The 25587-nt window shown below is 73.5% G+C and carries 19 protein-coding genes and 3 pseudogenes; 12 read left to right on the top strand and 10 right to left on the bottom strand.

Annotated features, from left to right (window positions below; genetic code table 11):
- Window positions 1-2: 2 nt before the first annotated feature.
- On the top strand, window positions 3-698 hold the full coding sequence (locus tag OVA21_RS14455) for a hypothetical protein (RefSeq protein ID WP_069390142.1): 696 nt from the start codon (window positions 3-5) through the stop codon (window positions 696-698).
- Between the two features lie 60 nt (window positions 699-758).
- Window positions 759-1439 carry a DNA-3-methyladenine glycosylase I gene (locus tag OVA21_RS14450; protein WP_268092725.1) on the top strand — a complete coding sequence of 227 codons (681 nt, stop codon included), beginning with the start codon at window positions 759-761 and terminating at the stop codon, window positions 1437-1439.
- 4 nt (window positions 1440-1443) lie between these two features.
- Here OVA21_RS14450 and OVA21_RS14445 read toward each other — a convergent pair whose 3' ends face one another.
- The gene (locus tag OVA21_RS14445; RefSeq protein WP_268092724.1) at window positions 1444-2727 is read right to left on the bottom strand and encodes a glycoside hydrolase family 3 N-terminal domain-containing protein; all 1284 of its coding nucleotides are present in this window, start codon (window positions 2725-2727) and stop codon (window positions 1444-1446) included.
- Between the two features lie 162 nt (window positions 2728-2889).
- On the opposite strand from OVA21_RS14445, the pseudogene OVA21_RS14440 reads away from it, so the two are divergent.
- Both OVA21_RS14440 and OVA21_RS14435 read left to right on the top strand, forming a co-directional pair.
- Window positions 2890-4169: pseudogene (locus tag OVA21_RS14440) on the top strand (APC family permease).
- Window positions 4166-5272, top strand: coding sequence for an NAD(P)H-dependent flavin oxidoreductase (locus OVA21_RS14435; protein ID WP_268092723.1), 1107 nt, complete (start codon window positions 4166-4168; stop codon window positions 5270-5272). Before OVA21_RS14440 ends, OVA21_RS14435 begins: the two are co-directional and overlap by 4 nt.
- 22 nt (window positions 5273-5294) lie before the next feature.
- On the opposite strand, the gene OVA21_RS14430 is transcribed toward OVA21_RS14435, so the two are convergent.
- The 3 genes from OVA21_RS14430 to OVA21_RS14420 all read right to left on the bottom strand — a co-directional run bounded on the left by OVA21_RS14430 (window position 5295) and on the right by OVA21_RS14420 (window position 6605).
- A complete protein-coding gene (locus tag OVA21_RS14430) occupies window positions 5295-5756 on the bottom strand; it encodes an SRPBCC family protein (RefSeq protein WP_096906637.1) in 462 nt (153 codons plus the stop codon).
- A gap of 171 nt (window positions 5757-5927) precedes the next feature.
- The gene (locus OVA21_RS14425; protein WP_181694263.1) at window positions 5928-6086 is read right to left on the bottom strand and encodes a hypothetical protein; all 159 of its coding nucleotides are present in this window, start codon (window positions 6084-6086) and stop codon (window positions 5928-5930) included.
- A 357-nt stretch (window positions 6087-6443) separates the two neighbouring features.
- Window positions 6444-6605, bottom strand: a complete 162-nt coding sequence (locus OVA21_RS14420; RefSeq protein WP_181694264.1) for a hypothetical protein — start codon at window positions 6603-6605, stop codon at window positions 6444-6446.
- A gap of 315 nt (window positions 6606-6920) precedes the next feature.
- On the opposite strand from OVA21_RS14420, the gene argJ reads away from it, so the two are divergent.
- Window positions 6921-8141: a bifunctional glutamate N-acetyltransferase/amino-acid acetyltransferase ArgJ gene (argJ, locus tag OVA21_RS14415; protein ID WP_268092722.1), complete on the top strand. Its 1221-nt coding sequence runs from the start codon at window positions 6921-6923 to the stop codon at window positions 8139-8141.
- Window positions 8138-8611, top strand: coding sequence for a nuclear transport factor 2 family protein (locus OVA21_RS14410; RefSeq protein ID WP_096906638.1), 474 nt, complete (start codon window positions 8138-8140; stop codon window positions 8609-8611). The genes argJ and OVA21_RS14410 overlap by 4 nt, the downstream gene beginning before the upstream one ends.
- Here OVA21_RS14410 and OVA21_RS14405 read toward each other — a convergent pair.
- From OVA21_RS14405 to OVA21_RS14395, 3 genes are read right to left on the bottom strand one after another with little or no spacing between them, the layout of a single operon-like run.
- Window positions 8608-9621 (bottom strand): alpha/beta hydrolase, encoded by a 1014-nt coding sequence (locus OVA21_RS14405; protein ID WP_268092721.1) that lies wholly within the window; start codon window positions 9619-9621, stop codon window positions 8608-8610. The two genes, OVA21_RS14410 and OVA21_RS14405, sit on opposite strands and share 4 nt — an antisense overlap.
- Before the next feature lie 53 nt (window positions 9622-9674).
- The gene (locus OVA21_RS14400; RefSeq protein ID WP_268092720.1) at window positions 9675-11552 is read right to left on the bottom strand and encodes a long-chain-acyl-CoA synthetase; all 1878 of its coding nucleotides are present in this window, start codon (window positions 11550-11552) and stop codon (window positions 9675-9677) included.
- Complete coding sequence (locus OVA21_RS14395; protein WP_082923886.1) at window positions 11549-12175, bottom strand: TetR/AcrR family transcriptional regulator; 627 nt, start codon at window positions 12173-12175, stop codon at window positions 11549-11551. The genes OVA21_RS14400 and OVA21_RS14395 overlap by 4 nt, the downstream gene beginning before the upstream one ends.
- A gap of 219 nt (window positions 12176-12394) precedes the next feature.
- Here OVA21_RS14395 and OVA21_RS14390 point away from each other — a divergent pair, with 219 nt between their 5' ends.
- The 3 genes and pseudogenes from OVA21_RS14390 to OVA21_RS19400 all read left to right on the top strand — a co-directional run.
- Complete coding sequence (locus tag OVA21_RS14390; protein ID WP_082923887.1) at window positions 12395-12562, top strand: DUF2613 domain-containing protein; 168 nt, start codon at window positions 12395-12397, stop codon at window positions 12560-12562.
- A gap of 35 nt (window positions 12563-12597) precedes the next feature.
- Window positions 12598-13677: pseudogene (locus OVA21_RS14385) on the top strand (alpha-(1->3)-arabinofuranosyltransferase domain-containing protein); the annotation flags it as partial.
- A gap of 170 nt (window positions 13678-13847) precedes the next feature.
- A pseudogene (locus OVA21_RS19400) lies at window positions 13848-16115 on the top strand (alpha-(1->3)-arabinofuranosyltransferase domain-containing protein); the annotation flags it as partial.
- Window positions 16116-17101: 986 nt separating this feature from the next.
- Here OVA21_RS19400 and OVA21_RS14375 read toward each other — a convergent pair.
- Window positions 17102-18415, bottom strand: coding sequence for an acyltransferase family protein (locus OVA21_RS14375; protein ID WP_268092719.1), 1314 nt, complete (start codon window positions 18413-18415; stop codon window positions 17102-17104).
- A 103-nt stretch (window positions 18416-18518) separates the two neighbouring features.
- On the opposite strand from OVA21_RS14375, the gene OVA21_RS14370 reads away from it, so the two are divergent.
- Window positions 18519-19862, top strand: coding sequence for a DUF3068 domain-containing protein (locus tag OVA21_RS14370; protein ID WP_268092718.1), 1344 nt, complete (start codon window positions 18519-18521; stop codon window positions 19860-19862).
- A gap of 244 nt (window positions 19863-20106) precedes the next feature.
- Here OVA21_RS14370 and OVA21_RS14365 read toward each other — a convergent pair whose 3' ends face one another.
- The gene (locus OVA21_RS14365; RefSeq protein WP_096906643.1) at window positions 20107-21327 is read right to left on the bottom strand and encodes a polysaccharide biosynthesis protein; all 1221 of its coding nucleotides are present in this window, start codon (window positions 21325-21327) and stop codon (window positions 20107-20109) included.
- Window positions 21328-21433: 106 nt separating this feature from the next.
- Between OVA21_RS14365 and OVA21_RS14360 the strand changes: the two genes are divergently transcribed.
- Complete coding sequence (locus OVA21_RS14360) at window positions 21434-23425, top strand: hypothetical protein (protein ID WP_268092717.1); 1992 nt, start codon at window positions 21434-21436, stop codon at window positions 23423-23425.
- Here the strand turns inward: OVA21_RS14360 and OVA21_RS14355 are convergent.
- Entirely contained in the window at window positions 23406-24626 is a 1221-nt protein-coding gene (locus OVA21_RS14355) for a glycosyltransferase family 4 protein (protein ID WP_268092716.1), read from the bottom strand. The genes OVA21_RS14360 and OVA21_RS14355 overlap by 20 nt on opposite strands.
- Before the next feature lie 70 nt (window positions 24627-24696).
- On the opposite strand from OVA21_RS14355, the gene OVA21_RS14350 reads away from it, so the two are divergent.
- On the top strand, window positions 24697-25515 hold the full coding sequence (locus tag OVA21_RS14350; RefSeq protein WP_069389040.1) for a class I SAM-dependent methyltransferase: 819 nt from the start codon (window positions 24697-24699) through the stop codon (window positions 25513-25515).
- Window positions 25516-25587 lie beyond the last annotated feature (72 nt).

Below are 25587 nucleotides of genomic sequence, written 5' to 3'. Positions count from 1 at the left end.
CGGTGCAGTACTACCTCAGCCTGCTGGGTTTCGCGGCGATCGATTCGCTCAACCTCCTGGCCTTCGCCGTCATCGCGGGCCTGTGGCTGACCTCTGCCGGACGCGGGGTCGCGTTCGCGCCGCGGGCCGCACGGTTCACCGGCGGCGCGTTCTGCGGCATCGTGCTGCTCTCGCTGATCTCGGTGTGGGTGATCGGCAACAACCAGGAGTTCGTCCGCAGCCTGTTCTACAACCTGTGGGCGATGGTCGCGCTCGGCGTGGTCGGCCTCGTCATCACGGTCATGGGGTTGCGGCAGCCCGCCGAGGCCAAGGAGGAGAGCGTCGAGGCGCCGCTGACGCAGAACATCCTGCAGAAGTTCGGGATCATGGCCACGGGTGTCGCCCTGGGCGTCATCCAGTCCGGGACGTCGGCGCCGTTCGCCGCGGGGATGGTGCTCATCTCCTTCGCCGAGACCCCGTGGTGGTCCAAGCTGCTGCAGATCCTGTTCTTCGCGATCATCGCGATCCTGCCCAGTGCCGGGTTGATCGTCGCCCTGGCGCGGGTCCGGTCGGGCGGGATCACCGCGGCCACCCGCCGGATCGACCGGTTCCTGTCGTACGGCCGCGTGGCCGGGCGAGTGCTCACCCTCGTGGTGGGGGTGGCGCTGCTGGTCCTGGCTCTGGTGCGGATCGTCCAGCTCACGGGCGTGCTGTCGTAGCGCGGTCCTAGGGTGGCGGGCGACCGCCACACGGGTGGTCCGATGAACCCGGGAGACCTCATGCAGACCCAGACCCAGGCACAGATCCAGACCCGGAACCAGACCCAGAACCACGCCTCCGCCGCCGGCACGGTGCTCTGCGAGGACGGACTGAGGCGACCTCCCTGGGCGGCGCGCGACCCCCTGCTGCGGGAGTATTACGACACCGAGTGGGGCGTGCCCGTCCGCGACGAGGCCGGCCTGTTCGAGCGGCTGGTCCTCGAGGGATTCCAGTCCGGGCTCAGCTGGGTGACGATCCTGCGCAAGCGCCCGGCCTTCCGGGAGGCGTTCGCGGGGTTCTCCCCGGACGCCGTCGCCGCCTTCACCGAGGACGACGTGGCCCGGCTCATGTCCGACGAGCGGATCGTGCGCAACCGCCGGAAGATCGACGCCGCCATCGCCAACGCGCGTGCAGTGGTAGCCCTGCGGTCCGAGGGCGGGCTCGGGGAGCTGATCTGGTCGTACCGGCCGGCGACCACCCCGCAGCCGCGGACCGCGGACGAGGTACCCAGCCGCTCGCCGGAGTCGGAGGCGCTCGCGAAGGAGCTCAAACGACGGGGTTTCAGCTTCGTGGGACCGGTGACCGTCTTCGCGCTGATGGAGGCGATCGGGGTGGTCGACACCCACCTGGTGGATTCGCACCGTCGCGGATCCTCGGGCGTGTGGACCGGGGGCGCGGCGACTCTGGAGGGCGCGGGCTGACCGGTCAGCCGGGTGGCCCCGGCAGTGCGGGCAGTCCGGCGCGGGGGGCGAGGTCGGGGATCGGTGCGGACAGTGCGGCGGCGCCCTCGACCTGCCCGGTGGCGGGGCCGCCCACACAGCCGGGGATCCCGCGCAGTGCCGCCATGCGCATCAGGGAGCGGTCGAGGGCCTGTCTGCTCAGCGCGCCATTGGCCAGGGCCTGTTCGACGGCGTCCAAGGCCTCGCCGATCCCGGCCGTGGTGATCCACAGCGGGGAGTCCGCGCCGGCGATGAGCGACTCGGCGACCGCCCGGGGCAGCGGGAAGGCGTCGGTGACCGCGCGCATGCCGGACAGGTCGTCGGTGAAGATCGGTCCGTCGAACTGTTGAGCCCCGTAACCGTGGCCCTCCCGCAGGAGTCGGTACGCCGCCGGTGAGAGCGAGGCCGGACGGTTCACCCCGGTCAGTCCGGGCACCTGCTGGTGGCCCAGCATCATGCCGGCGCCGGGGGTCCCGGCGAGTTCGGCGAACGGGTGCAGGTCGTGAGGCACGAGCTGGTCCAGGGGTGGCACGGTCACCGACTGGTGGTGGCTGTCGCCGGAGGAGCGGCCGTGGCCGGGGAAGTGCTTGAAGACCGGGGCCACACCGGCGTCCTGCAGTCCGGTCGCGAACGCGCGGGCATAGCGCACCACGCGGGCCGGATCGGGGGAGAAGGAGCGGTCCCCGATCACGGCCCCGTCCGGTTGCGCGGACACGTCGACCGAGGGGGCGAAGTCGACGGTCACGCCCATCCCGCGCAGGAACTCGCCGCGCGCGCGGGCCGCCGACCGGACCTGCTCCGGACTCATGGTGGCCGCCATGACCCGGGCGGACGGCAGCGGGCCGGCGTAGGGGGCGATGCGGGACACGCGGCCGCCCTCTTCGTCGATCGCGACCAGCAGCGGGAGGGGACTGTCCTGCTGGAGACGGGCGAGCGCGTCGCCCGAGACCACCTCGCCGACGACGCCGCCACCGAGGAAGATCCCTCCGATCTTGTGTTGCTCGACCGCCTGCCGGGCGTCTGCCATCGAACTCACGCCGACGGTGAACAGTTGCGCGATCCGCTCCCGCTGGCTCAGTGAATCCAGGGGCGACTCGCACGGCGGTGCAGGTGGCGGCGCGGGCGGCGCAGCGCCAGCCGCTGTCGCTGCCGGGGTGGCCGCAGCGCTGACGGGGGCCGGGTCCGCGGGTTCGTCGTCCGAGCACCCGCTCATCGCCAGTCCGGTGATGAGGACGGCGGCCGTCACGCGGAGCCGGCGGGTGAGGGACACGACCCCCAATGTATCCGGACCGGCGGGTGAGCCGAATTCGAGCGGGGGGCCGGGTGCCACGTTCATCTGCCGTCCACCCGGGTTTGTCATGGTGACACGGTGACGTCGACTCTGGAGCGCAGACTGGGCCTGTCCGATGCCGTCGTCCTGGGGCTCGGCGCGATGGTGGGGGCCGGGGTGTTCGTGGCGTTCGCGCCCGCCGCGGCCCGCGCCGGCTCGCTGGTGTGGGTCTCGCTCGCGGTGGCCGCGGTGGTGGCCGTGTGCAACGCGTTGTCGTCGGCCCGGCTGGCGGCGCAGTTCCCCTCGGCGGGAGGGACGTACGTCTACGGGCGCGAACTCCTCGGGCCGCTGCCGGGGTTCCTCGCCGGCTGGGGTTTCGTGGTGGGCAAGACCGCGTCCTGCGCGGCGATGGCCCTCACGGCGGGCCTGTACCTCTGGCCCGGGCACGCCGGCCTCGTCGCGGCCGCGGCGGTGCTCGCGCTGACGATGCTGTCGGTGCTCGGCGTGCAGCGCACGGCCGCCGCGTCGAAGGTGCTGGTCGGAATCGTGCTGGTGGTTCTGGCGGTGTTCGTCGCGATGGCGTGGGTGACGGGACCCGCGAGTGCCGGTCCGGTGGCGTCACCGCCCGCCGTCGACGGTGAGGCGTGGCCCGCCCGGGTTCTCGGGGTCCTCGGGGGCGCGGGGTTCTGCTTCTTCGCCTTCGCCGGGTACGCCCGCATCGCGACCCTCGGGGAGGAGGTGCGTGAGCCCGCCCGCACGATCCCCCGCGCGGTCGTCGTGGCGATCACCGTGGTGATCGGGGTCTACGCGGCGGTGTTGGCCGCCACGGTGCACCTCCTCGGGGTGGGGGAGTGGCCGCGAGCGCGGCGCCGGTGCTCGACGCGGCCGCGCAGATCGGCGGTGCGGGAGGCGGTGGCGCAGGAGACGGTGGCGCAGGAGACGGTGGCGAGTCAGGCGGTGGCGGGGTGCTCGCGTCGGTGGTCCGGGTCGCCGCCGGGATCGCGGCCCTCGGGGCGTTGCTCGGCGGGGTGCTCGGCGTATCCCGAACGGCGATGGCGATGGCTCGCGACCGGCACCTGCCCGCGCCGCTCGCGGCCGTGCACCCCACCACGCGGACGCCGTACGTCGCCGAGCTCTGCGTGGGCGTGCTGGTGGCCGCGATCGTGCTGGTCGCGGACGTCCGTCAGGCGATCGGGTTCTCCTCCTTCGCGGTGTTGATCTACTACCTCGTGGCGAACACCGCCGCACTGCGCCTCGATCGGCGACGCCGGCGACTGCCGGCCTGGGTGCCGGTACTGGGTGCGATCGGGTGCGTGGTGGTCGCCGGGAGTCTGCCCTGGCAGTCGGTGATCGGGGGCGTCGTCGTCTTCGTCGTCGGCGGCGCGGTCTATGCGGTGACCCGACGCCGGGCGGTACCGCCGGGCGTAGCGTCGGGGGCATGACCCACGACGACACCCGCCACGTCCGGCCCCGTCTCCTGCCGTCCCACCTGCGGCGTCCCGTGATCGGTGCGCCGATGGCGGGCGGACCCACGACACCGGAACTCATCGCCGCGGTCGGCGAGGCGGGCGGGCTCGCGATGATCGGTTCGGGGTACCTCGACGCCGCCGGCCTCCGCGCGGAGATCGCGCGTGTGCGTGAGCTGACGGACGCGCCGTTCGGGGTGAACGTCTTCCTCGTGGACCGCGACGACTCCGACGCCGCCCTGTCGGCGGCGGGTGGACCGGACGCGGTGGCGGGGTACGCGGCGGCGATCGGGCCGGTCGCACGACGGCTGGGGGTCACGCTCCCGGAGGAGCCGGAGTTCACCGACTTCGACCAGGACGCCAGCCTCGCGGCGCTGGTGGCAGACCCGGTCGCGGTGGTCTCCTTCACCTTCGGGATCCCGGATCCCGGCGTGGTCCGGGCTCTGCAGGAGGCGGGGTCGACCGTGGTCGTCACGGTGGCCTGGGTCGCCGACGCACGCCGGGCGGTCGAGTCGGGGGCGGACTGGCTGTCGGTGCAGAGCGCCGAGGCCGGAGGACACCGCTCCACCACGACGGTGGGGGAGGAGCCCGACGGCATCACCACAGTGGCGCTGGTGCGGGCGGTGCGTGAGGCGCTGCCGGAGACGCAGTTCGTCGCCGCCGGCGGGATCAGCACGCCGGAGGACGTGGTCGCCGTGCTCGACGCCGGGGCGGACGGTGTGCAGTTGGGCACCGTCCTGCTGCGCACCCCGGAGGCCGGCACGAGCGACCTGCACAGGAGCGCGCTGGCCGACCCCGGGTTCACAGAGTCCCGGCCGACCCGCTGTTACACCGGCCGCTACGCCCGGGCGCTCGTCAACGGTTTCGTGGAAGAGTTCGATGCGGCCGCGCCCCCGGCGTACCCGCATCTGCACCTGCTCACCGGGCCCCTGCGCAAGGCCGCCGCGCAGGCCGGGGACTCCGAGGTGCCGCCGCTGTGGGCGGGGTCGCGCTGGCGGGCGGCCGACGCCTACGCCGATCGGCCGGCGGCGGAGGTCGTCGCGGACCTGTGGGACCGGGCGGTGGCGCTGCGGGGCTGATCGGCGCCCGGCCGGTTGCGGGTCACCCGGCCCGCCGCTCGGCCTCGGCGGCGATGTCCGCCAGGTCCTGCTCCATCGTCCTGCGGGTCGACTTCTCGGCGAACCGGCCCATCACGGACATCACGACCCGGGAGACCGCGGGGGCGTGAGCGGTGTGTGCACCGAACCGCATCCGAAGGGTCGAACCGCCGTCGGCGTCCGGGGTGATCGTGAAGACGGTCTTGTACTCGGTGCCGCCGCTCTCGGCGACGATGGTGGTGGAGTGTGGCGGCTCGACGGCCAGCACCATCATCTCCTCGGTCGCCTTCATGCCGAACATCTTGCGCGTCTCACGCCAGCGCAGACCGGGCTGGTACGGGCCGGAGGTGAGGATCTCGACCGCCAGCACGCCACTGAGCGTGCGGTGCGCCTCGGGGATGTCGGTGAGAACGGCCCACACGGTGTCGGGGTCGGCGGCGACGTGGCGGGTCAGGTCGAGTTCCATGGCACCACGGTACCGGCGCCTCCGGACGGAACGGGTCGCGACGGAACGGGTCGCGACAGAACGGGTTGCGGAAACGCGGAAACCGGCCCCCGCCGTAGCGGGGGCCGGTTTCACGGTGCACTCGGGCCGACCGAAGCCGGGCCCGGGCGAGGCGCCGTCAGGCGCGTCGGCTCAGTTGGTCAGCGAGCCGGTGGCCTGCGCGACGAAGCCACCGATGGTGGTGAGCACCTCGGCGATGATGCCTGCGCCGGCGTCGACGACGTCGGAGCCGGTGCTAACGGCGGCGGAGCCGGTGGCGAGGCCGGGGAGGAAAGTCTCGATGGAACCCATGATGTGGTCCTTTCGTCGGGGGATGCGACGCCTGGTGCGTCGATCGGTGTGCGTGGTTCCCGGCGAGCTCGGGGCTCATCGGGAACTCACCTCCGGACGCTACGTAGGGCTGCAGCAGGATTCACCCGGTGGGTGTCGAATTCAAGGGCGATCGTGCGCTTTCGCGTTTACTTCCGCAGGCTAGTGGGGGCGATGCCTTTAATGTGATCTACATCTCAATTCGTCGAATTGGAAGCGACGACCCGAGGCGAAAGAAATTGGTTAGCAATCAGCTAAATGAACAACGCCGGCATTCTCCGAAAAGAGAATGCCGGCGTTGAAAGCGACCAGGACCTCGTGGGTCCAGCGTCACTCAGCTCAGAGCGAGTCGACCACGTTGCCGAGCGAGCCGGTCACAACGTCGTACACGTTGGCGGCGGCGGTGGAGCCGGTCGCGACGAAGTCGTCGGCGGCGCTGGAGCCGGCGTAGATGAGGCCGTCGAAGAAGCCGAGGACCTGGTTGAAAATCTGCTCGATCATGTGATGATCCTTTCGTCTGCGGGCGGCGCGAGGGTGCGCCGCTCTCGTGGTGCAGTCCTGCTTTTGGACTCGCGATGTACATCCCGAATCCGCTGGAGGACGTTACGCAGCACCCGCGGAATTGCTACTTCCGGGGAGGTTTTCGCCCGGTGTTCCGGTGGCACACTTTCTTATCGATGCAGATAACGGGCCTCTCGGTTTTTCTCTTGTTAGTGGGGTCACATTCGTGAAATGCCCCGGGGTGAAACCGGCGCCCCGGCCCGACACGGGCGGTCGCATACCGTCGGCGGGCCCCGGCGGGGGAGAATGGTCACCATGACTCCGCCGAACGCCACCGTCGCCGCCCAGACGATCCCGCTCCCGCCGGGCTTCCGCGCCCACTCGGGTGCCGCGGGACTGCGTGAGCGCGGGGATGACGTCTTCGTCGTCGTCAACGACGGTCCCTCCCCGGCGTCGTCCGCAGTGTTCACCCGGTCCCTCTTCGCCGGACCGTCGGTCGTGCTCAGCCGCGCCAATGCTGCGAGCGGTCGGGCGCGCGGCGTGGTGGTCGTGGCCAAGAACGCCAACGTCGCCACCGGCGAACAGGGCATGGCCGACGCGCGCGAGGTGCTCGATCACGCGGCCGCCGCCGTGGGGGCGGCGCCGGAGGAGATGCTCATCGCCTCCACCGGCGTCATCGGCCGGCGGTACCCGATGGACCTCCTGCGCACGCACCTCGACGGCCTGGCCGGTGCCGGGTTCGATGCCGACGCGGTCGCGCTGGCCACCGCGATGATGACCACGGACACCCATCCCAAGACGGCGCGGGTGGAGGTGACGACGACGACGGGCGGCACCGCCGAGATCGTGGGCATCGCCAAGGGCGTCGGAATGGTCGAGCCGGACATGGCCACGATGATCGCGGTGCTGTTCACCGATGCCGCGGTGGAGCCGGGGGTGCTGGACTCGGCGTTCAGGGCCGCGGTGGACGAGACCTTCAACTGCCTGTCCGTCGACACGGATACCTCGACCTCGGACACTGCGATCGCGCTGGCCAGCGGCGCGGGCGACCCTGTTGGCGAGGTCGAACTGCGTGAGGCGCTCGAGGCGATCTGCCTCGACCTGACCCGCCAGCTCGCGCGCGACGGGGAGGGCGCCACCAAACTCCTCACGGTCGAGGTCACGGGCGCGCGGGACCGGGCCCAGGCCAAGCGGGTGGCCAAGGCGATCCTCAATTCCCCGCTGGTCAAGACCGCCGTCCACGGCGCCGACCCCAACTGGGGACGGGTCGCCATGGCGATCGGCAAGTGCCACGACGACACGGACATCGACCCCGAGCGGGTACGCATCGTGTTCGGCGACCTCGAGACCTACCCGGCGTTCCCGGGCGAGGCCGAACTCCAGCGGCTCACGGAGATCATGCGGGCCGAGGAGGTCACCATCGCCGTCGACCTGGGTGTGGAGAGCGGCGCCGGCGTGGCCGACGGGGCCTGCACCGTCTACGGCTGCGATCTGAGCCGCGAGTACATCTCGATCAACGCTGATTACACGACATGAGCCGGCTGCACGACGGGAGCGCGGTGGAGGACCTCGAGGCGATCCGGGCGGTCTTCGCCCGGCGCCTGTACGTCATGGACACCAAACAGTGGGACGCCTACGGACCGTGCCACACCGAGGATGTGGTCAGCGAGTCGTGGGCGGCGAGCGGCGGCGCGGCCGAGGTGCGCGGGCGCGAGGCGCTCACCGCCGCGATCCGCGACACCCTCGACGGTCCGAACCCGGTGACGAGCGTCCATCACGGGCACACGCCGCTGCTGGAGCTGACGGGCCCGGACCCGACCACCGGTGAGCCCACGGCCACCGGCATCTGGGCGATGGAGGATCGGTTGTGGTGGTCGGTCGACGGCCGTGAACGGCGGCTCCACGGCTGGGGGCACTACCACGAGCGGTACCGCAGGGTGGACGGGCAGTGGCTGATCGCCTACCGGCGGCTCGAACGGATCCGCGTGGACACCGGCTGGAGCTAGCCCGCCGGGTTGGGGCTGCGGCGGGCCATGGCCAGCAGCGTGTCGCGGGTGTCGTGCCACACGGTGCCGCTGATGTCGCCCCACGGGTCGTGCCCGCCGGGGACCAGCGAGACCCGGGCCGGGTCGCCGGCGCGGCGGGCCGCCCGGACATACGACTCGGACTGCTCGGGCAGGACCACCTTGTCGTCGCGGCCGTGGACGCACACCACCGGCACGCCGGCGGGAAGATGGGTGGTCGGTGAGGCGTCGACGTAGCGCTGGCGGCGATCGTCCGGGCGGCCACCGAGGAGCCTGTGGACGTACCGGTCGCCGGTGCGCTCGGCCATGAGCAGGTCCGACACCCCGGCCAGGGAGACGCAGCCGGTGACCGGCACGACCGGCCGGGACCCGGGCAGCGAGGACGGTAGCCGCGCCCGCCCCGCGACCCACAGCGCGAGATGACCGCCGGAGGAGTGCCCGGCCACCACCACCCGGCGTAGATCCAACCGGCCGTCGATCTGCGCGGAGACCTCGGCGAGGTGGTCGACGGCATCGCAGACGTCCGCCACGGTGGTGGGCCAGCCGCCGCCGGAGTCCACCCGCCGGTACTCGACGTTCCACACCGCCACGTCGAAGGACGCCAGGTCGCGTGCATGGTTCTCCATGTACGCCAGGCCGAGCGAGTCCTTCCACCCCCCGCCGTGGACCAGCACCACCACCGGCAACGCCGGGTTCGCGGAGTCGGGTAGGTAGAGGTCGCCGAACGTCTGGCCGTCGGTGTCGCCCGGATCGGCGTAGTAGTGGCGGCGGGGCTCGGTCACCGGGACGGCTCCCTCGGGCGGCACGTACGGGCGCGGCCCCACCGAGTCCGCAACCTGGCCGGAACCGGACCCCTCGTCGTCGTCACCCGCCCCGATCATCGACGTCAGGGCCCACCCCGCCGCCCCGCCGAGGCCGGCCGAGAGGCCGATCAACAGCGAGCGGCGGGACAGGTCGGGCCGGGCGCGGCGCGACGTGCGGCGGCTGGGCATGCGGCGGCTGGACCTCCTGGTAGGGGGGCGCCGGCCGGGTCGGGCGGGGGGACTCAGACGGTGCCGGCGACGACGTCGTTCTCCGCGCCATCGTAGAACGGGACGTACCCCTTCTCCTTGCTCAGCACGTAGAGGGGGTCGTCGAACCGCGAGGTGTCGAAGGCCTGCTCCCGCAACTCGGTCTTGCGGCTCTTGTAGGTGGAGGTGTGCTCGAGTTCCTTCGACAACCGGATGAACAGCGGCACCGCGTACGAGGGCAGCGAGTCCCGCAGGTGCTGCGCCAGGGCGGCACCGTCGAAGTCGGACCTGTCGTGGAGACGGATCGCCGCCATGCCGGCCTTGCCGTCCGCGCCCGGCACCGCGACGCCGTAGACCACGGCCTGGTCCACCTCGGGCCGGGCGCTGATCGCCGCCTCGACCTCGGTGGTCGCCACGTTCTCGCCCTTCCAGCGGAAGGTGTCGCCCAGGCGGTCGACGAACGACGCGTGCTTGAACCCCTGGTCGAGCATGAGGTCACCGGAGACGAACCAGGCGTCACCGTCGGAGAAGGCGTCGCGGACGATCTTCTTCTCCGTCGCCTCCTTGTCGGTGTACCCGTCGAAGGGTTGCGTGTCCGAGATGCCGCTGATGAGCAGGCCGGTCTCGCCCGTACCCACCCTGGTCAGTCGGCCGTCGTCGCCGCGGCGCGGTTCGCCCGTCTCGGGGTCGTAGTCCACGATCGCGAAGTCCATCGGGCAGTACCCGGTGGTGCGGGGAACGTTGAAGGCGTTGACGAACGCGATGTTGCACTCGCTGGCCGCGTAGAACTCGCAGATCCGACCGATCCCGAACCGCTCCTGGAACTCGTGCCAGATCTCGGGGCGCAGGCCGTTGCCGGTCATGACGCGGATGGAGTGGTCGCGGTCGCCCGGGCCGGGATCCTGGTTGAGCAGGTACCGGCAGATCTCGCCGATGTAGATGGCCGCGGTCGCGCCGGCCGCGCGGGCCTGGTCCCAGAACTTCGACGCCGAGAAGTGCTCCTCGATCGCCATGCAGGCACCCGCGGCGAGCACGCAGCCGAGGCCCACCGTGAGGGCGTTGTTGTGGTACATCGGCAGCGGACAGAGCAGGACATCGTCCTTGCGCAGGCGCACGCCCGACAGGCCGAACCCGGCCATCGCCTTGTTCCAGCGGTAATGGGACATCGTCGAGGCCTTGGGCAGGCCCGTCGTGCCCGAGGTGAAGACGTAGTAGGCGGTCTCGTCCCCCACGGTGTCGTCGGCTTCCGGCGGGTTGGTGTCACCCCCGTCGTCGCCCAGTGCGTCGAGCTCGTCCTCCAGCCAGGTCAGGTCGGACAGCTCCTCCGGGCGGTGGTTCGCGCGGAACTCGCGGAAGGGCAGGTCGATCGGGGAGCTGACGGCGACGAGTTCGCCGACCCAGTTCTCCCGGGGGACGGACTGGACGGCCTCGGCGCACTCGGCGCCGACGAGCACGACCTTGGACTCGATGATCTTCTGCGAATGGTCGAGGACGTCGCCGCGCTGGTGGTGGTTGAGCAGGCCCACCGACGCGCCGACCTTGACCGCACCCAGGATCGCGAGCATGACCTCGGTGCGGTTGACCATGCAGATGCCGACGGTGTCGCCCCGCTGGACCCCGCGCGCCCTGAGCACCTCGGCGAAGCGGTTGGCCCGCCGGTTGGCCTCCCCGTAGGTGATCTCGGTGCCGAGGAACTTCAGGAAGGGGGCGTCGGGCCGGTCGGCCGCGAGCTTCTGGAAGCGGCGGCCGATGGACACCTTGTGGCTGCTGCGCGAGGTGCGGACGATGCGGAGACCGTTGAGGACGGACGGCAGGTCGGCGACCAGGGAGGGCAGGCCCTTGGCGAGGTCGGCCGGGCTGAGGGTCCGGGCGGCCTCGGACGGGCGGGCGGTGGCGGTGGACGTGTCGGTCACGGCTTCTCCTCTGTGGCGGTGGTGAGTGACTTCGCTGGGTCGCCCGCGAGGCCACGCCAGGCGAGCTCGACGACGACCCCGGCGGCCACCGACGTGGGGATCGAGCGGTGCGCGACGCGGTCGGCGACCGCCTCGCCCGCCCCGACGAGGGCGGTCGCGACGACCTCGAGCACCTCGCGGCTGCGCTCGTCGACGGAGTTCTGCGCGAGGAGGTCGGTGGTCAGATCCACCAGGACCGACCGGGTCTTCTCGACCTCCTCACGGAACTGGGGTTCGGCGAATGCCTGACGGTAGACGACGTTCCACGAGTCCGTGTGCTGGTCGACGAACTCCAGGAACGCCTGGACGACGCCCTCGAGTCTCCGCCGTGGTCCGGCGCTGCCGGTCGCGGCGTCGGTGAGGTGGTCGATGAGCCGCCCGGACTCCCGGACCACGCACGCGGCGAACAGTTCCTCCTTGGAGCCGTAGTACAGGTACAGCATCGGCTTGGAGATGCTGGCGTGGCGGGCGATGGTGTCCATCGAGGCCGACCGGTAGCCGAGATCGGAGAACACGCTGATCGCGGAATCGAGCATCTGTTGCTCGCGGATCGCGCGTGGGATGCGTTTGGTCCCCGTCGTCACAGGTCTCCTCCCGGCGGGCGCGCTGCGGTGCGGTGTGGTGCGGTCTGGTGTGGCGCGGTGTCATGTGCCACACCCAACTTACCCGCCGGTAAGGACTTATGGGAGCCGCTCCGCCGATCCGGCGGGCCGCGGGTGCTACTCTTCCGGCGTCGGTGTGCTCCACAGCACCCGCCGTGAGACATCGTCAGACACTGTCACGTGAACCGCAGGGAGAACCCGATGAGCTTCGGTACCGGAGCGCTCGCCAGCGCAGTCGGCGGAATCGTCCTCGGCGGCATCGTCGCCTTCGGGGTCAACACCGCCATGGCCGAGAACTCCATCCCCGAGGTCGCGCAGCCGCCGGCCGACCAGGCCCTGCTCGGCCAGGTCGAGTACGGCGCGCGCTGATCCCGCGCAGCCGTCAATCCCTCACGCCGGCGTAGGTGATCCGCGGGGCCCGATTCGGCGCCGGCGCGCGTGACGCGGTCGTCGCGTTCCTCGCTTTTCTCCTGCTGGCGTGCCTGCAGTCCCCGGGTCTGGTCGTCCCGGACACCAAGTACGACCTCGTCGTGGACCCCGGGCGCTTCCTCGCCCAGGCCACCCACCTGTGGACCGGGCTGTCCTTCTCCGGCCAGGTGCAGAACCAGGCGTACGGATACCTGTTCCCGCAGGGCCCGTTCTTCGCGGTCTTCGACCTGGTCGGGATGCCGGCCTGGCTGACCCAGCGCCTGTGGTGGGCCGTCGTGCTGACCGTCGCCTTCGTCGGCGTGGTCCGCGTCGCCGCCGCGCTGCGCATCGGCACCCGCGTCACGCGCCCGGTCGCGGGCGTCCTCTACGCGCTCGCGCCGCGCATGCTCGGCGACCTGGGCTCGATCTCGTCGGAGATCTGGCCGGTCGCCCTCGCGCCCTGGGTGCTGCTGCCGGTCATCCGGGTACTGCAGGGGCGGATGTCGCCGCGCCGGGGCGGGGCCGGTGCCGCGCTGGCGTTGGCACTGATGGGTGCGGTCAACGCCGTCGCCACCGCGGCCGCCTGCCTGCCCGCGGTGCTGTGGTGGGCCCTGCACCGTCCGGACCGCACCTGCGCGCGGCTGGCCGCGTGGTGGCTGCCGCTGTCCGCGGCGGTGTGCGTGTGGTGGGCGGTGCCGTTGGTGCTGCTCGGCCGGGTCTCGCCCCCGTTCCTCGACTACATCGAGTCGGCTCAGGTCACCACCCGGTGGTCCTCGGTGACCGAGGTGCTGCGTGGCGCCTCGACGTGGGTCCCGTTCGTGTCGACCGACCGGACCGCCGGCGCGGACCTCACGAGCGAGCCGGTGTTCGTCCTGGCCACCGGGGTGCTCGCCGCGGCCGGCGTCGTGGGGTTGCTGTGGCGCGGGATGCCCGCACGGGGCCCGCTGTTGGTGATCGGCGCCGTCGGCCTGGTGGCGATGGCGGCGCCGTGGGTCGGGCCCGCCGGTGGCGGCCTCGCCGAGACCCTGCGCGCCGTCCTCGACGGCCCGGGCGCCGCGCTGCGCAACGTCCACAAGTTCGAGCCGCTACTGCGGTTGCCGCTGGTACTGGGCGTCGCCCACCTGGTGTCCTGTCTGCTCGCGGGACTCGCGCGGGGCGGCGACGGGGCCGCCCCGGGCGAGACCCCCGCGTCCGCGTGGTGGACGCGCTGGCGCACCCGGAGCGCCACCGGTCGGTGGCCGTGGCGATGGTGGTCGTGTTGGCCGCGGGTGTGTCCGTGGCCCCGGCGTGGCTGGGCAGGCTCGCGCCGGTGGGCGCCCATGAGTCACTGCCCGACCACTGGCCGGAGGCGGCGCGGTGGCTGTCGGAGAACGCGCCGGTGGACCGGCCGGGTGCGGACGGCGAGGACGGCGAGGACGGGGAGGACGGGGAGGACGGGGAGGACGGGGAGTCCGACCCGGCCGGCACCACGCGTGCGCTCGTGGTCCCCGGCGCGTCGTTCGCCCGCCAGGTGTGGGGGGTCACCCGGGACGAACCCCTGCAGCCGCTGGCCCGGACGCCGTGGGCGGTCCGCGACTCCGTGCCGCTGCAGCCGGCCCCCGCGATCCGCGCACTCGACGCCGTGCAGCAACGACTGGCCGACGGCCGCGCCGCGCCCGGGATGGCCGCCACACTGGCGTCGCTGGGCGTCGGGTTCCTCGTGGTGCGCAACGACCTGTCCGAGGACGCCGCCGCGCCGCGCCCGGCGCTGGTGCACCAGGCGATCGACGGCTCGCCCGGGTTGGTGAAGGTCGCCGAGTTCGGCGACCCCGTCGGGGGATCCCGGGTCGGTGACGACGGGGTTGGTGACGACGGGGTTGGTGGCGACGGGGGTGGTGACGACGGGGTTGGTGACGACGGTGCCAGGAACGACGACGAGGTGGTCGTGGTGCCCGATTCCGGGCTGCGGCCGGCCTATCCGGCGATCGAGATCTACCGGGTCGACTCACGACTGGGATCGGATGCGGCGCCGCCCGGACCGCCCCGCTCGGCGACCGCGCCGTACACGGTGGAACTCCGCGACCTCCAGGTCGTCGCCGGAGGGCCCGAATCACTGTCCCGGTTGGACGACCTGCTGGCGTCTCAGGACACCGTCGGCTCGCCGTCCCGGGTCACGCGCCTGCTCGAGGCCGACGCGCTCGCCGCCGGCGTCGACCCGGCGTCCGATCCATTCCCGCGGCCGCGGCCGCTGAACTCCACCGGCCCGGTCTTGACGGACTCCCCGGCGGATCGCGAGACCGACTTCGGCCGGGTCGACCACAACTCCTCGGCCGTCCGGGCCGAGGGCGACCCCCGCCGCAGCCGCGGCACGGTCCCCGACTACCCGGCGACCGTCGCCGAGGACGACCCGGCTCTCACGCGGGCCCGATGGAGGGACGCCCGGGTCACGGTGTCGTCCTCGGCGGCCGACTCGGCCCAGACCGGACCGGTGCGGCCGGCGCACTCCGTCGTCGCCGCCGTCGACGGTGATCCCGACACCGCCTGGCGATCCGGCGGGTACGGGTCCGCGTTCGGTGAATGGATCGAGATCGACCTGCCCGAGCCCCTCGACCGCGGCGTCCTGACGCTGACCGTCCCGGACCCCGCCGCCGGACCGCCCGTCAGCAGACTGGAGGTGCGCACCGACACCGGAACCACGACGGTGTTCCCCGCGGTGGGCGAACAGACCTCCGTGCCACTGCCGCCCGGCCCCACCGGGCGGGTCAGGGTGACGGCCACGGGCTTCGCCGACGGCGGCCGCGGCACCTACCTCGAGGTCTCCGAGATCGGACTGACCGCCGGTGGCCAGGACATCCGACTGCTACGGACCATCGCCCTGCCCGGCCGGCCCGAGGACTCCCGCGCGCCGTCCGGCTGGCTGCTGCGCCAGGAACTGTCCGGCCGCTCGGACTGCGTCCACGCCGGCAGCCCGGTCGAGGGACTCGCCGGGGCCGAGGAGTCCACCGGCGCCGCCAGGTGCGCCCGCGGCCTGGCGATCGACCCCGAGGAACCGGGCCGCTTCGCCCGCCTGCTCGACGTCCCCGCCGCCACGACAGTGATCCCGCGACTGCTCGTGCGCCCACGTCCCGGCCCCGCCCTCGACGACGTCCTGCGCGGGGACCCGGCCACCCGCGCACGGCAGGTCCGCGCGACGGGCGAGTCGCTCGTGGACGACCCCGCGGGCAGGCCGTCGGCGGCCGTCGACGGCGACCGTTCCACCAGCTGGCACGCGCCGGACGTTCCCGCGCCGTCGCTCGCCCTGAGCCTGCCCGGTCGCCAGCTCGTCGGCTCGCTCCGCCTCTGGGCACCCCGCTCCGCGGCCCCCGCCGCGCCCGAGGTCATCACCGTCGACACCGGGGTCCAACGCACCCGCGTCGACCTGGCCACGCTCACCCCGGAGGAGGACGGCTCCGTCGTCGTCAACGTCCCCGCCGACCACACCGATCGGATCACCGTCCGCGTCGACGACACCCGGGACGTGCGCGGTCCCACCGGCGCGCGGCTGCCCACCGGCATCGCCGAGGTGTGGGTACAGGACCCCACCGGCGCCCGCATCGGCGCGCTGCCCGCCGCCGACGACGAGCCCGTCACCCTGACCTGCCGGGACGGGCCGAAGCTGCACCTCGGCGACCGGGTCGTCGGCACGCGGATCACCGCCAGCCGACGGGCGCTGCTCGAGGGCCGCGCGGTCACGGCCGAGCTCTGCGACGACTCCGCCGTCCGGCTGGACGCGGGACCGCAGGAGGTCTCGGTGGACCCGGGTCAGGCGTTCTCCGTCGACACGGTGGGCCTCGTCGTCGTCGACCCGGGAACCGGGAGCCGCACGGGAGGCACCGGGGGCGGCCCCGCGCCGATCCTCGGCGGTGCCCCGCACCCCGCCCGGGCCGTCGCCACCGCGCTGTGGGACGACTCGCGGCGCGAACTGAGCGTGCCGTCCGCGCCGCGCGAACGCGTCCTGGTGATCCCCGAATCCGTCACGCCCGCGTGGCAGGCCCGGCTCGTCGCCGACGACGGCACCGACCTGGCCGACCCGCGTCCGGTCACCGTCGACGGGTGGAAGCAGGGCTGGGTGCTGCCCGCCACCACCACCGGCGCCACCCTCGTGCTCACCGTGCCGCTCGACGCGCCGTACCGCGCGGCGCTGCTCACCGGGCCGCTCGCGCTGCTGCTGGTCCTGCTGCTGTTCCTCGTCCGCGGCAGCCGTGACCGGGCGGGGGCCCGCGCCACGCCGTGGCGCGGGCGCGGACCGTTGACGGTCGCCGCGACCGCCGCGTTCGGGTTCGCGGTGGCCGGGCCGGTCGGGCTGGGGGTGACCGCCGGGCTGACCGTGGGTGCGCTGGTGGCGAGTCGGTACCTCGGAGCCGGGCGGGCCCGGCACCTGCTCGTCGTGGGGGCCGGGGCGGGGATCGTCGCCGGCGCCGCGGTGCTGTCCCGCGCCCCGTGGCCGGACCCGCTGGGCTACGCCGGTGACGGCTGGGGGCCTCAGGTCGCGACGGTGGCGGGGCTCGTCTGCGCCGGGCTGGCCGTCAGCTGGCCGTCCGCGGGCCGTCCGCGCGGCGCGCGCCGGGGTGCCAGCCAGCGTCCGGCCGGCACCTCGACCAGCGCGTAGCTGGCAGCCGCGACCACCGTCGAGACCACCGCGGTCACCAGCCAGATCCGCAGCATCTGTCCGGAGAACATGGGCACCGCCGCGATTTGGAACGCGAAGTGCAGGACCAGGACGTGCCACAGGAACACGCCGTACGACCACCGGCCCAGGGTCGTGAGGACGGTCGAGCCGAGAACGGCGAAGCGCAGCCCGCCGCCGTCCGCGGTGCCCGGGCCTGCGGGGGCGGTGGACGGCGCGCCGGCCGGGGCCAGCGCGGCCGGCGCGCCGGCCGGGGCGAGCGCGGCCGGGGCCAGGAGGCAGAACGCCACCACGGCGCCGAGCGCCGTGCGGAGCGCGAACTCGGGGCCCGACGGATGCACGAAGCCCTCGGTGAACCACTGCGGCACCGTGCTCACCAGGAACGCCGCGGCCGCGACCGCCCACCACCCCCACCGTGCGTGGCGGTGGCGGGCCAGCGCCGCCGCCCGTCCGGGCGGGGCGCAGGCGAGTTCGGCCAGGATCATCCCCGCCGCGAACCACGACGCGAACGCCGGCGGCAGGATCTGGTCGTTGAGCCGGTCGTGCAGTCCCAGCTCGTACCACGGCACGAGCGCCCATCCCAGGCTCGCCACCCCCGCGACCGCGATCGCCGGGATGCGCCACCGCGCCGCCCGCCCGCGCAGGCCCGCGAGCGCCCACCACAGCAACGGCAGCACCAGATAGAAGCTCATCTCCACGGACAGCGACCACGCGTGCGTGAGCCCCTCCACGAGGGAGTCCGGGACGTACACCTGGGTGAGTGTCAGGTTGGACGTCCACGTGCTGGCGGAGCTCCGTGCGTTCCGGGGGATCAGCAGGAACACCGCGGCCACCAGGACCAGATACGCGGGCATGATCCGCACCAGTCGGGAGCGCAGATAGTCGCGGGCGGACCGGGCGGTCCCCGTGCCTCCCCGGCGTGCGTGCAGGGCGTGCGCGCGCCACAGCAGGAAGCCCGAGAGCGCGAAGAACACGGCCACGGACAGGTCGAAGCGGCCCCAGACGCGGTTGAGGAACGACCCCGTCGAGGCCCCGGTCTGGAACGCGACATGGGTGGTGAGTACAGCGAACGCGGCGACCGCCCGGAGCCCCTCGAGCGCCGGCACGAAGCCCGTCGCGGAGGGCAGTGTCCCGACTCGGTGGTCGGGGGTGCCAAATGCGTTCTTCATCACTGTTAATCTTCTCCAGATGATGGTCCGGTCTGGCAGCCGGCCCGGGGACGTTACCCGGGCGTGACCACGGACCGAGGGCGCGACTCCAGGAGGACAACCGATGGCACGACAGAGCAGTTCCGCGGGACGGAGGTCGTCGGTGCCCGCGCTGGTCCTCGTCGGGCTCGGCGCATTCTTGATCACTATCGCACTGGCGCTCGTGTTCTTCGTGGTGCCGGCGCAGAAGAAGACCCCGCTGGACATCAATTCGACGACCGTCACCGAGGTCGCGCCGGGGGCGGTCCTCGTGGGCAGGGCACTGGCGGGCAACGCACCCACCGAGCTCAACGCGGACCGGCCCGAGTGCCGCCCCGAGGATGGGGCCGAGGCCGAGGCCGAGGCCGCGTCCGGGGACGAGGGAGAGGGCGACGCGCCCGAGGGTGAGGCGGTCGAGACCCAGGACGGCGCCGAGGCCGACGACTCCGAGGTGCAGTTCCCCGTCTCGTGCTTCATCGACAACGACATCCCCCTGTACTCGCAGCGTCGGGTGATGGCCGTCGAGCCGTCGGACGCCGACGTCATCACCCTGCAGGCCGCCCAGTCGTTGCTGCGCGAGGACATCGCGGGCGGCGACGAGGTCGAGTCCCTGATCAACGCCACCGTCGACCGCATCACGCTGGACCGCGTCACGGCGCAGCCGGTCGACGAGGCCACCAGCACCCTGCAGGTCGTCGCCGGCGGCGCCGACGACACCGCCCCCACGGGCTTCGTCCGCGAGGGTCTGCAGTACAAGTTCCCGTTCGACACCGAGCAGCGGGCCTACGACTACTTCGACGCCAGCACGTTCACCACCAACCCGATCGAGTTCGTCGGCGAGACGTCCGTCGGTGGGATCGAGGCCTACGAGTTCACCCAGGACCTCGGCCCGATCGACATGTGGTCCTCGATCCGCGACCACTTCGCCTCGATCTCCGACGGCTACGACCCCGCCGTGGAGTCGGTCCTGGCCAGCTACCGCCGCGAGGGCATGACCGCCGGCCAGTGGGGCCTCGAGGGCGACCCCAAGCGCGAGGTCGACATGCGGCGCTTCTACACCAACACCCGCACGGTGTACGTGAACCCGGCGACCGGCCAGATCATCAACGGCAAGGAGGACATCTTCCAGTTCTTCGCCGAGGACCAGGCCGAGGCCGACGCCTTCTTCTCCGACAAGGCCCGCCTGGAGGAGGAGAAAGCCGAGCCGACCCGCACGGCCGTCCGCTTCCAGTCCGGATGGAACGACGAGACCCAGGAGAGCACTCTGGCCGCGGCGCAGGACAGCGCGGACACGCTCAACACGTTCGGTCGTATCGTCCCGGCGGTGCTGGGCATCCTCGGCCTGCTCTCGCTGATCGGTGGCATAGTGCTGGGCCTGCGCGGGAGCCGCGGCGGCACCGGCGGACGGACCACCCGGAACCGCGCCTGATCTGTCAGACCCCGCGACCGCCGCGCGACCGTCGGGGACACCAAGCCGCCCCGCTCCCGCGATCTGTCCCTCGGATCGGGCGCTGCGAACCCGAGGCCGGCCTCGACGATCCCGCTCCGCCGGCCGCTCCGCCGGCCGCTTCGCCCATCTGATCACGCGCCACCTAGCGGATCCCGTAGGTGAGTCGCCAACGGATAGGCGACGTGGCTCGGCTCGAGGGCGCGGCCCGCTCGGCGCCCTCGCCTCAGGCGGGGCGCACGCGCAGCGCCCGCCAGCCTGCGGCGACCGTGGTGAGGGCGACCGCGACGAGTGTCGCGCCCAGGACGCTCTCGACGCCGCGGGGCGCGAGCCACACCGCGACGGCGGTGAGCACCAGCCCGCACCAGGCGATCGCGGCCTCCACCGTCCGGTCGGAGGCGATGCTCGCCAGCAGGAACGCCTGCAGCACGCTCAGTGTCACGCCCAGGGCGGCGAACGCCCACAGCAGTCCGGCCACGGGCCGGTAGTCCTCGCCGACCACCACCGGCACGAGCGGGGCGGCCGCGGCGGCACCGATCACCACGACGGCACCGATGCCCAGCAGGACGCCCACCGCGGAACGGACCGCGCCCCGGTGCCCGGCCGGATCGGCCATCCGCGGGTAGAGGACGGTGCCCACGGCCTGGGGCAGCCAGAACGCGGCCTTGGCGGCGACCGCCCCGAGCGCGTAGCGGCCGGCGTCCCCCGGGGACAGCAGGGCACGTGCGAGGAGCAGGTCGACGGAGGTCAGGGCCATCATCACGAGCTGCACCTGACCGGCCGCAAGCACCGCCGCGACGCCGGGTGAGGTCGAGGAGGTCGCGGTCGGCGGTCGCCACGCCCCGGGCCCGAGTGTCGAGATCCACCCCGCCGCCAGCCAGGCCACCGTCACGCCGACGGCCCCGGCCGCGAGCGCGAGCCCCACGCCCCCGCCCGCGGCGAGGACCGCGACGGCCGGCACCACCTTGCCGGCGCCGGCCAGGGCGAGCACTCCTCCGAGGGCGCGGAACCGTTCGGCGCCCTGCAGTACGCCCTGCTCGGTGGTGAGCAGACAGAGCACCGGGCCGGGGGCCAGCGCGGCGGCGGTGGCCAGGACGGGGGTGTCCAGCAGCAGCGACACCGGGACGACCGCCGGTGCGGCGACCCCCGCGACCAGGAGCGCGACCCGTCTGCCGAGCGAGCGCAGGACCCCGTCCGGTACTCCGCGCACGTGGTCGCGGGCGACGACCGCTTGCAGCGCCAGCGACGGAACGGCGACCAGCAGCTGCGCGGAGAGCAGGGCGGCGAAGGCGCCGTAGCCCTCGGGCCCCAACCACCGGGAGGCCGGTAGGTGCAGCAGGTAGGCGGCGATGTTGGCCAGCATCGACCCGGCCGTCACCGCCCCCGCGCCGGTCAGGAAGCGCCTGGTGGCGGTGCCGGGTGCCGCCTCGCGCGCCTGATGGTCCACACCGGGAATCGTAGGGGGCAGCCGCGGTGGCCCGGTGGCTGGCCGCCGGCGGCGCGGCCGCGCGGTGGCGGCCGGCCCGCGCGCGCGGGCGTGGTGGAATGAGCGCATGTCGTCCGCTGTCGGTTCCCGTCGCGTGACCTCGCGATCCACCGGGAGGGACGCTGCGGTGGACGCGGCCGTGGGGGCGGTGGTGACCGCCCTGCTGCTGGCGGGGGTGGCGCGGCCCGGGTTCCCCCTGCTCAGGGACTGGGTGGCCACGCCGACACCGCCCCTGTCGGACGCCGCGCTCGGGCTGGGGGAGTCGGCGGCGCGGGCGGTGCCCCAGGACGTGGCGGTGGTGTGGGCGACCCGCGCGCTGCAGGCGGTGGGGTTGCCGGTGTGGCTGCTGACCGGCGTTCTCACCGCCGTGTTCTGCATCTGGTTGGCGGTGGCGGCGGGGGCGCTGGTGCGCCGGGTCCTGCCCGGCGACGCGGCCGCGGGGCTGTCCGGGCTCTGGCTGCGCCTGCCCGCCGTGGTGGGGGCGGTGTGGAACCCGTTCGTGGTGGAGCGGCTGCTGCAGGGGCACTGGTCCGTGCTGGCCGGGACGGCGGCGGTGATGTCGATGCCGGTGTTGTTGGCCTCCTCCGGCGCCCTCGGTGGCGCCCTCGGTGGCGCCCTCGGTGGCGCGCCCGGTCGGCGCCGGGTGGCGGCGGCGTGCGCGGCGCTGGCCGCGGCGGGGCTCACGCCGACGGGCTGGGTCCTCGCGGTCGTCGCCGCGGCGGTGTCCCTGGTCAGCGGCGGTGCGGGTGGCCGTGACAGCGCCGGTGATAGTGCCGGCGCCGGTTCCGCCGCGCGGCCGGGCCGGCGCGTCTGTGCAGCGCTGGCGTTGGTCGCCACGGCCGTGGTCACCGCGCTGCCGTGGCTGCTCGCGACCGCACTCGCCCCGGCCGGGACCGGCACCGCGCCGACCGCCGGCACGGGCGTGAGCGCGTTCGCCGCCCGCGCCGAGCCCGGCATCGGCACCTTCGGGTCCGTGGTCGCCCTGGGCGGAATCTGGAACTCGGAGGCGGTGCCGCCGTCGCGGTCAACGTGGTGGGCGGCCGTGGCGCTCGTGCTGCTGCTCGTCGTGTGGGCGGTGGCGGCGCGCGGGGTGTGGCGGGCGCGCCGCGATCCGGTGGTGCGGGCGACGGTACCGCTGGCGGTCGGGACGTGGCTGCTGGTGGCGGCCGCCGCGACGGGGCCGGGTCTGGCCGCGCTGGAGACCGTCGTCGCCGCGGTCCCCGGCGCTGGTCTGCTGCGCGACACCCAGAAGTTCGTCGCCCTGGCGCTCCCGGCGACCGTGCTGGCGCTCGCCTTCGCCGCCCGCGAGCTGGCCGGGCGACTCCGACCGGCCGGGGCGGGCCTGCTGCTCACGGCGGTGGCCGTCGCCGCCGTCCCCGACGCCCCGCGCGCCCTGTGGGACCAGCTGCGGCCGGTCACCTACGGCCAGGACTGGGAGCAGGTGGCGCGGATCGTCGACGGGAGGCCCGGTGACCTGCTGGTCCTGCCGGCGGGGTCCTTCCGCTCGACGCCGTTGTGGGTGGGCGGCGCGGCGGTGCTCGATCCGGCGCCCCGACTGCTCGACACCCGCGTGCTGGTGCCCGGAGACCTGGTTGTCGGCGGGGCGGCCGGCGACGACGCGGCCGCGGTGCCGGGCGAGGGTGATCGCGCGAGGCGGGCCACCGAGGCGCTGCTGCGGGGGGACGACCCGAGCGTCCTGGCCGGACTGGGGGTGCGGTGGGTGCTCGACGAGCGCACGTCCGCCGGCCCGCGCGGGCGGGCGGCGCGGACGCTGGCCGGGACACCGCCGGAGTCGACGACGACGAGGTTCACCGGCTCCGAACTCGTCCTGCACGAGCTGGCCGCGCCGAACGGGCCGGGTGGGGCGGATGCCCGATGGGAAGCCACCGTCGAGCCCGCCGCTCCGGCGTCGGCCCGCAGGTGGGTGCTGGCGGCGCACGCGCTGTGGCTGCTCACGCTGGTCCTCACCCTGGCCGTCGCCGGGGTCTCTGCCTCGACCACCACGGCGCGCCGGGACGCGTACGCCGCGGGAGGTCCGGTCAGCCGGCCCGGCCGCTGATCACACCGCTCACGCGCCGGCCCTCGGTGACCGCCCGGAGGACCTGCGCCATCGCCGCTCCGGTGGCGGGCCAGGACAGTCCCGCGGCCTTGCGGCGGGCGGCCTCACCCATGCGCGCTCGCAAGTCGCGGTCCGCCAGGAGGCGATCGGTGGCCAGGGTCATGGCCGCGACATCGTCCACGAGGAGGCCCGTCTCGCCGTCGTCGATCGAGTCCCGTAGTCCCGCGGCGTGGTGGTAGCCGACGGTGGGCACCCCGTGCTGCGCGGCCTCGGACACCGCCAGGCCCCAGCCCTCCTTGCGGGAGGGCATGAGGTGCAGTGTGGCCCCGGCGAGGATGCGGTGCTTGGTGGACTCGTCGACGTGCCCGTGGAACCGGACCGCGCCGGTGTCCGGGCCGTCCGGGTCGAGGAGCCCGCGCTCGGCGGCGTACTCACGCAGTCGGTCGGACCACCAGCCGCTGCCGATGACGTCCAGCACCAGGCCGGGCCTGCTCGCGCGCAGGGTGGCGACCACGTCGAGGGCGTCCTCGACGTGCTTGTGCGGCACCAGCCGGGACAACACGACCAGCCGCGGGGCGGCGGTGTCGGTGTCAGGGCCGGGGCCCTCGTGCGCGGCCGGCTCACCCGGCTCGACGTCCGCCGGGAGCGGGTCGAGTCCGTTGCGCACCACGGCGATGCGCGCGGGGTCCACGCCGAGCCCGGCGAGCTCGTCGGCCGAGGGGAGCGACACGGTCACGTACTGACTGCGCGAGTGCACGCGCGGGGACAGCCACGACTCGATCCACCAGCCGATCCGCGCGACCAGCCACCCGGCCACCGGCCACTGCTCACGGTGGATGTGGTGGACCAGCACCACCACGGGCGCGGTGGTGGCCAGGCGGGAGAAGAAGGGGACGCCGTTCTGGGTGTCGACGACGACGTCGGGCTGCCTCAGGACACCGAGGGGCCCCAGCCCGATCCTGCCGAACAGGATCGCCAGCAGCGCGCGGGGATAGACGGTGAACCGCCCACCGGCCCGGCTGAACCGCACCCCGGACCCGGTGGTGGCGGAGCGGGCCGCGCCCGGCGAGCGCGAGGTCCGGTAGACGACGGTGTGCCCGGCGCCGGCGAGGCCCTCGGCGACGTGCTCGAGGTAGCGTTCGCTGCCACCGCCCTGGGGATGGGTGCTGTCACGCCAGCACAGCAGCAGGATACGAGCCACGCGGACACTGTACGCGGGCGTCGGGACCGCCGACGGGGTGGTCAACGCTGCCGCCGGTATCGTCACCGCCGTGATCACCGATCCCGTCCACCGCTCGCCCGCCCTGCGCTCGGTGGCCCGCCGCGCCACCCTCGGTCGGTCGCTCGGATTGCTGCGTTCGTTCCCGCTCGAGCAGTCCGACCCGGACGTCTTCTACTCCGGTCTGGCCCGCGACACCGTCGAACTGGTGGCGGACCTGTGGGAGCGCGCCGGTGACCGGCCGGCCGGGCGGGGCCCCGGGTCCGACACCGGCCGCCTCCCGGGGCTGACGGTGCTGGACGTCGGCGGCGGGCCGGGTTACTTCTCCGACGCCTACGCCGCCGAGGGGGCGCGGTACGTGTCCGTCGAACCGGACGTGGGGGAGATGTCGGCGGCGGGCCTGGACCAGGCGGGCTCGATCCGCGGCAGCGGGATGTCGCTGCCGATTCGATCGGACTGCGTCGACGTGTGCATCTCCTCCAATGTGGCCGAACACGTCCCCGAGCCCTGGACGATGGCCGAGGAGATGTGTCGGGTCACGCGACCGGGCGGCCTCGTCGTCGTCTCCTACACGCTCTGGTACGGACCCTTCGGCGGCCACGAGATGGGACCCACCCACTACCTCGGTGGCGAGCGGGCGCGGCGGATGTACGAGCGTCGCCACGGCCGGCCGCCCAAGAACGTCTACGGCGAGTCCCTGTTCGAGGTGGGCTGCGCCGAGGGGCTCGACTGGGCACGCGACACCGGATCGGCCGAACTGGTCGCGGCGTTCCCGCGCTACCACCCACGGTGGGCGTGGGGGCTGGTGCGCGTGCCACTGGTCAGGGAGGTCCTGGTGTCCAACCTCGTGCTGGTGATGCGGGCCGGGTAGCTGCCCCACGGGGCGCCGTGGACTCGCTACAGTGAGGTGGAACACGTTCTTGTTTTCTACCTCTCGGAGGTC

The organism is Dietzia sp. SL131 (assembly GCF_026672565.1).
In the GTDB taxonomy this organism is placed as follows: domain Bacteria; phylum Actinomycetota; class Actinomycetes; order Mycobacteriales; family Mycobacteriaceae; genus Dietzia; species Dietzia kunjamensis.
This window is presented reverse-complemented; position numbering and strand designations above follow the sequence as displayed.

What these genes read in the sequence shown, in the direction of transcription:
- OVA21_RS14420 (WP_181694264.1), bottom strand. Translation starts at nt 6,605, where the DNA reads ATGATCGAGCAGATTTTCAACCAGGTCCTCGGCTTCTTCGACGGCCTC.
- argJ (WP_268092722.1), top strand. Translation starts at nt 6,921, where the DNA reads ATGACTCCGCCGAACGCCACCGTCGCCGCCCAGACGATCCCGCTCCCG.
- OVA21_RS14430 (WP_096906637.1), bottom strand. Translation starts at nt 5,756, where the DNA reads ATGGAACTCGACCTGACCCGCCACGTCGCCGCCGACCCCGACACCGTG.
- OVA21_RS14390 (WP_082923887.1), top strand. Translation starts at nt 12,395, where the DNA reads ATGAGCTTCGGTACCGGAGCGCTCGCCAGCGCAGTCGGCGGAATCGTC.
- OVA21_RS14360 (WP_268092717.1), top strand. Translation starts at nt 21,434, where the DNA reads ATGTCGTCCGCTGTCGGTTCCCGTCGCGTGACCTCGCGATCCACCGGG.
- OVA21_RS14450 (WP_268092725.1), top strand. Translation starts at nt 759, where the DNA reads ATGCAGACCCAGACCCAGGCACAGATCCAGACCCGGAACCAGACCCAG.
- OVA21_RS14425 (WP_181694263.1), bottom strand. Translation starts at nt 6,086, where the DNA reads ATGGGTTCCATCGAGACTTTCCTCCCCGGCCTCGCCACCGGCTCCGCC.
- OVA21_RS14410 (WP_096906638.1), top strand. Translation starts at nt 8,138, where the DNA reads ATGAGCCGGCTGCACGACGGGAGCGCGGTGGAGGACCTCGAGGCGATC.
- OVA21_RS14370 (WP_268092718.1), top strand. Translation starts at nt 18,519, where the DNA reads ATGGCACGACAGAGCAGTTCCGCGGGACGGAGGTCGTCGGTGCCCGCG.
- OVA21_RS14375 (WP_268092719.1), bottom strand. Translation starts at nt 18,415, where the DNA reads ATGAAGAACGCATTTGGCACCCCCGACCACCGAGTCGGGACACTGCCC.
- OVA21_RS14435 (WP_268092723.1), top strand. Translation starts at nt 4,166, where the DNA reads ATGACCCACGACGACACCCGCCACGTCCGGCCCCGTCTCCTGCCGTCC.
- OVA21_RS14405 (WP_268092721.1), bottom strand. Translation starts at nt 9,621, where the DNA reads ATGCCCAGCCGCCGCACGTCGCGCCGCGCCCGGCCCGACCTGTCCCGC.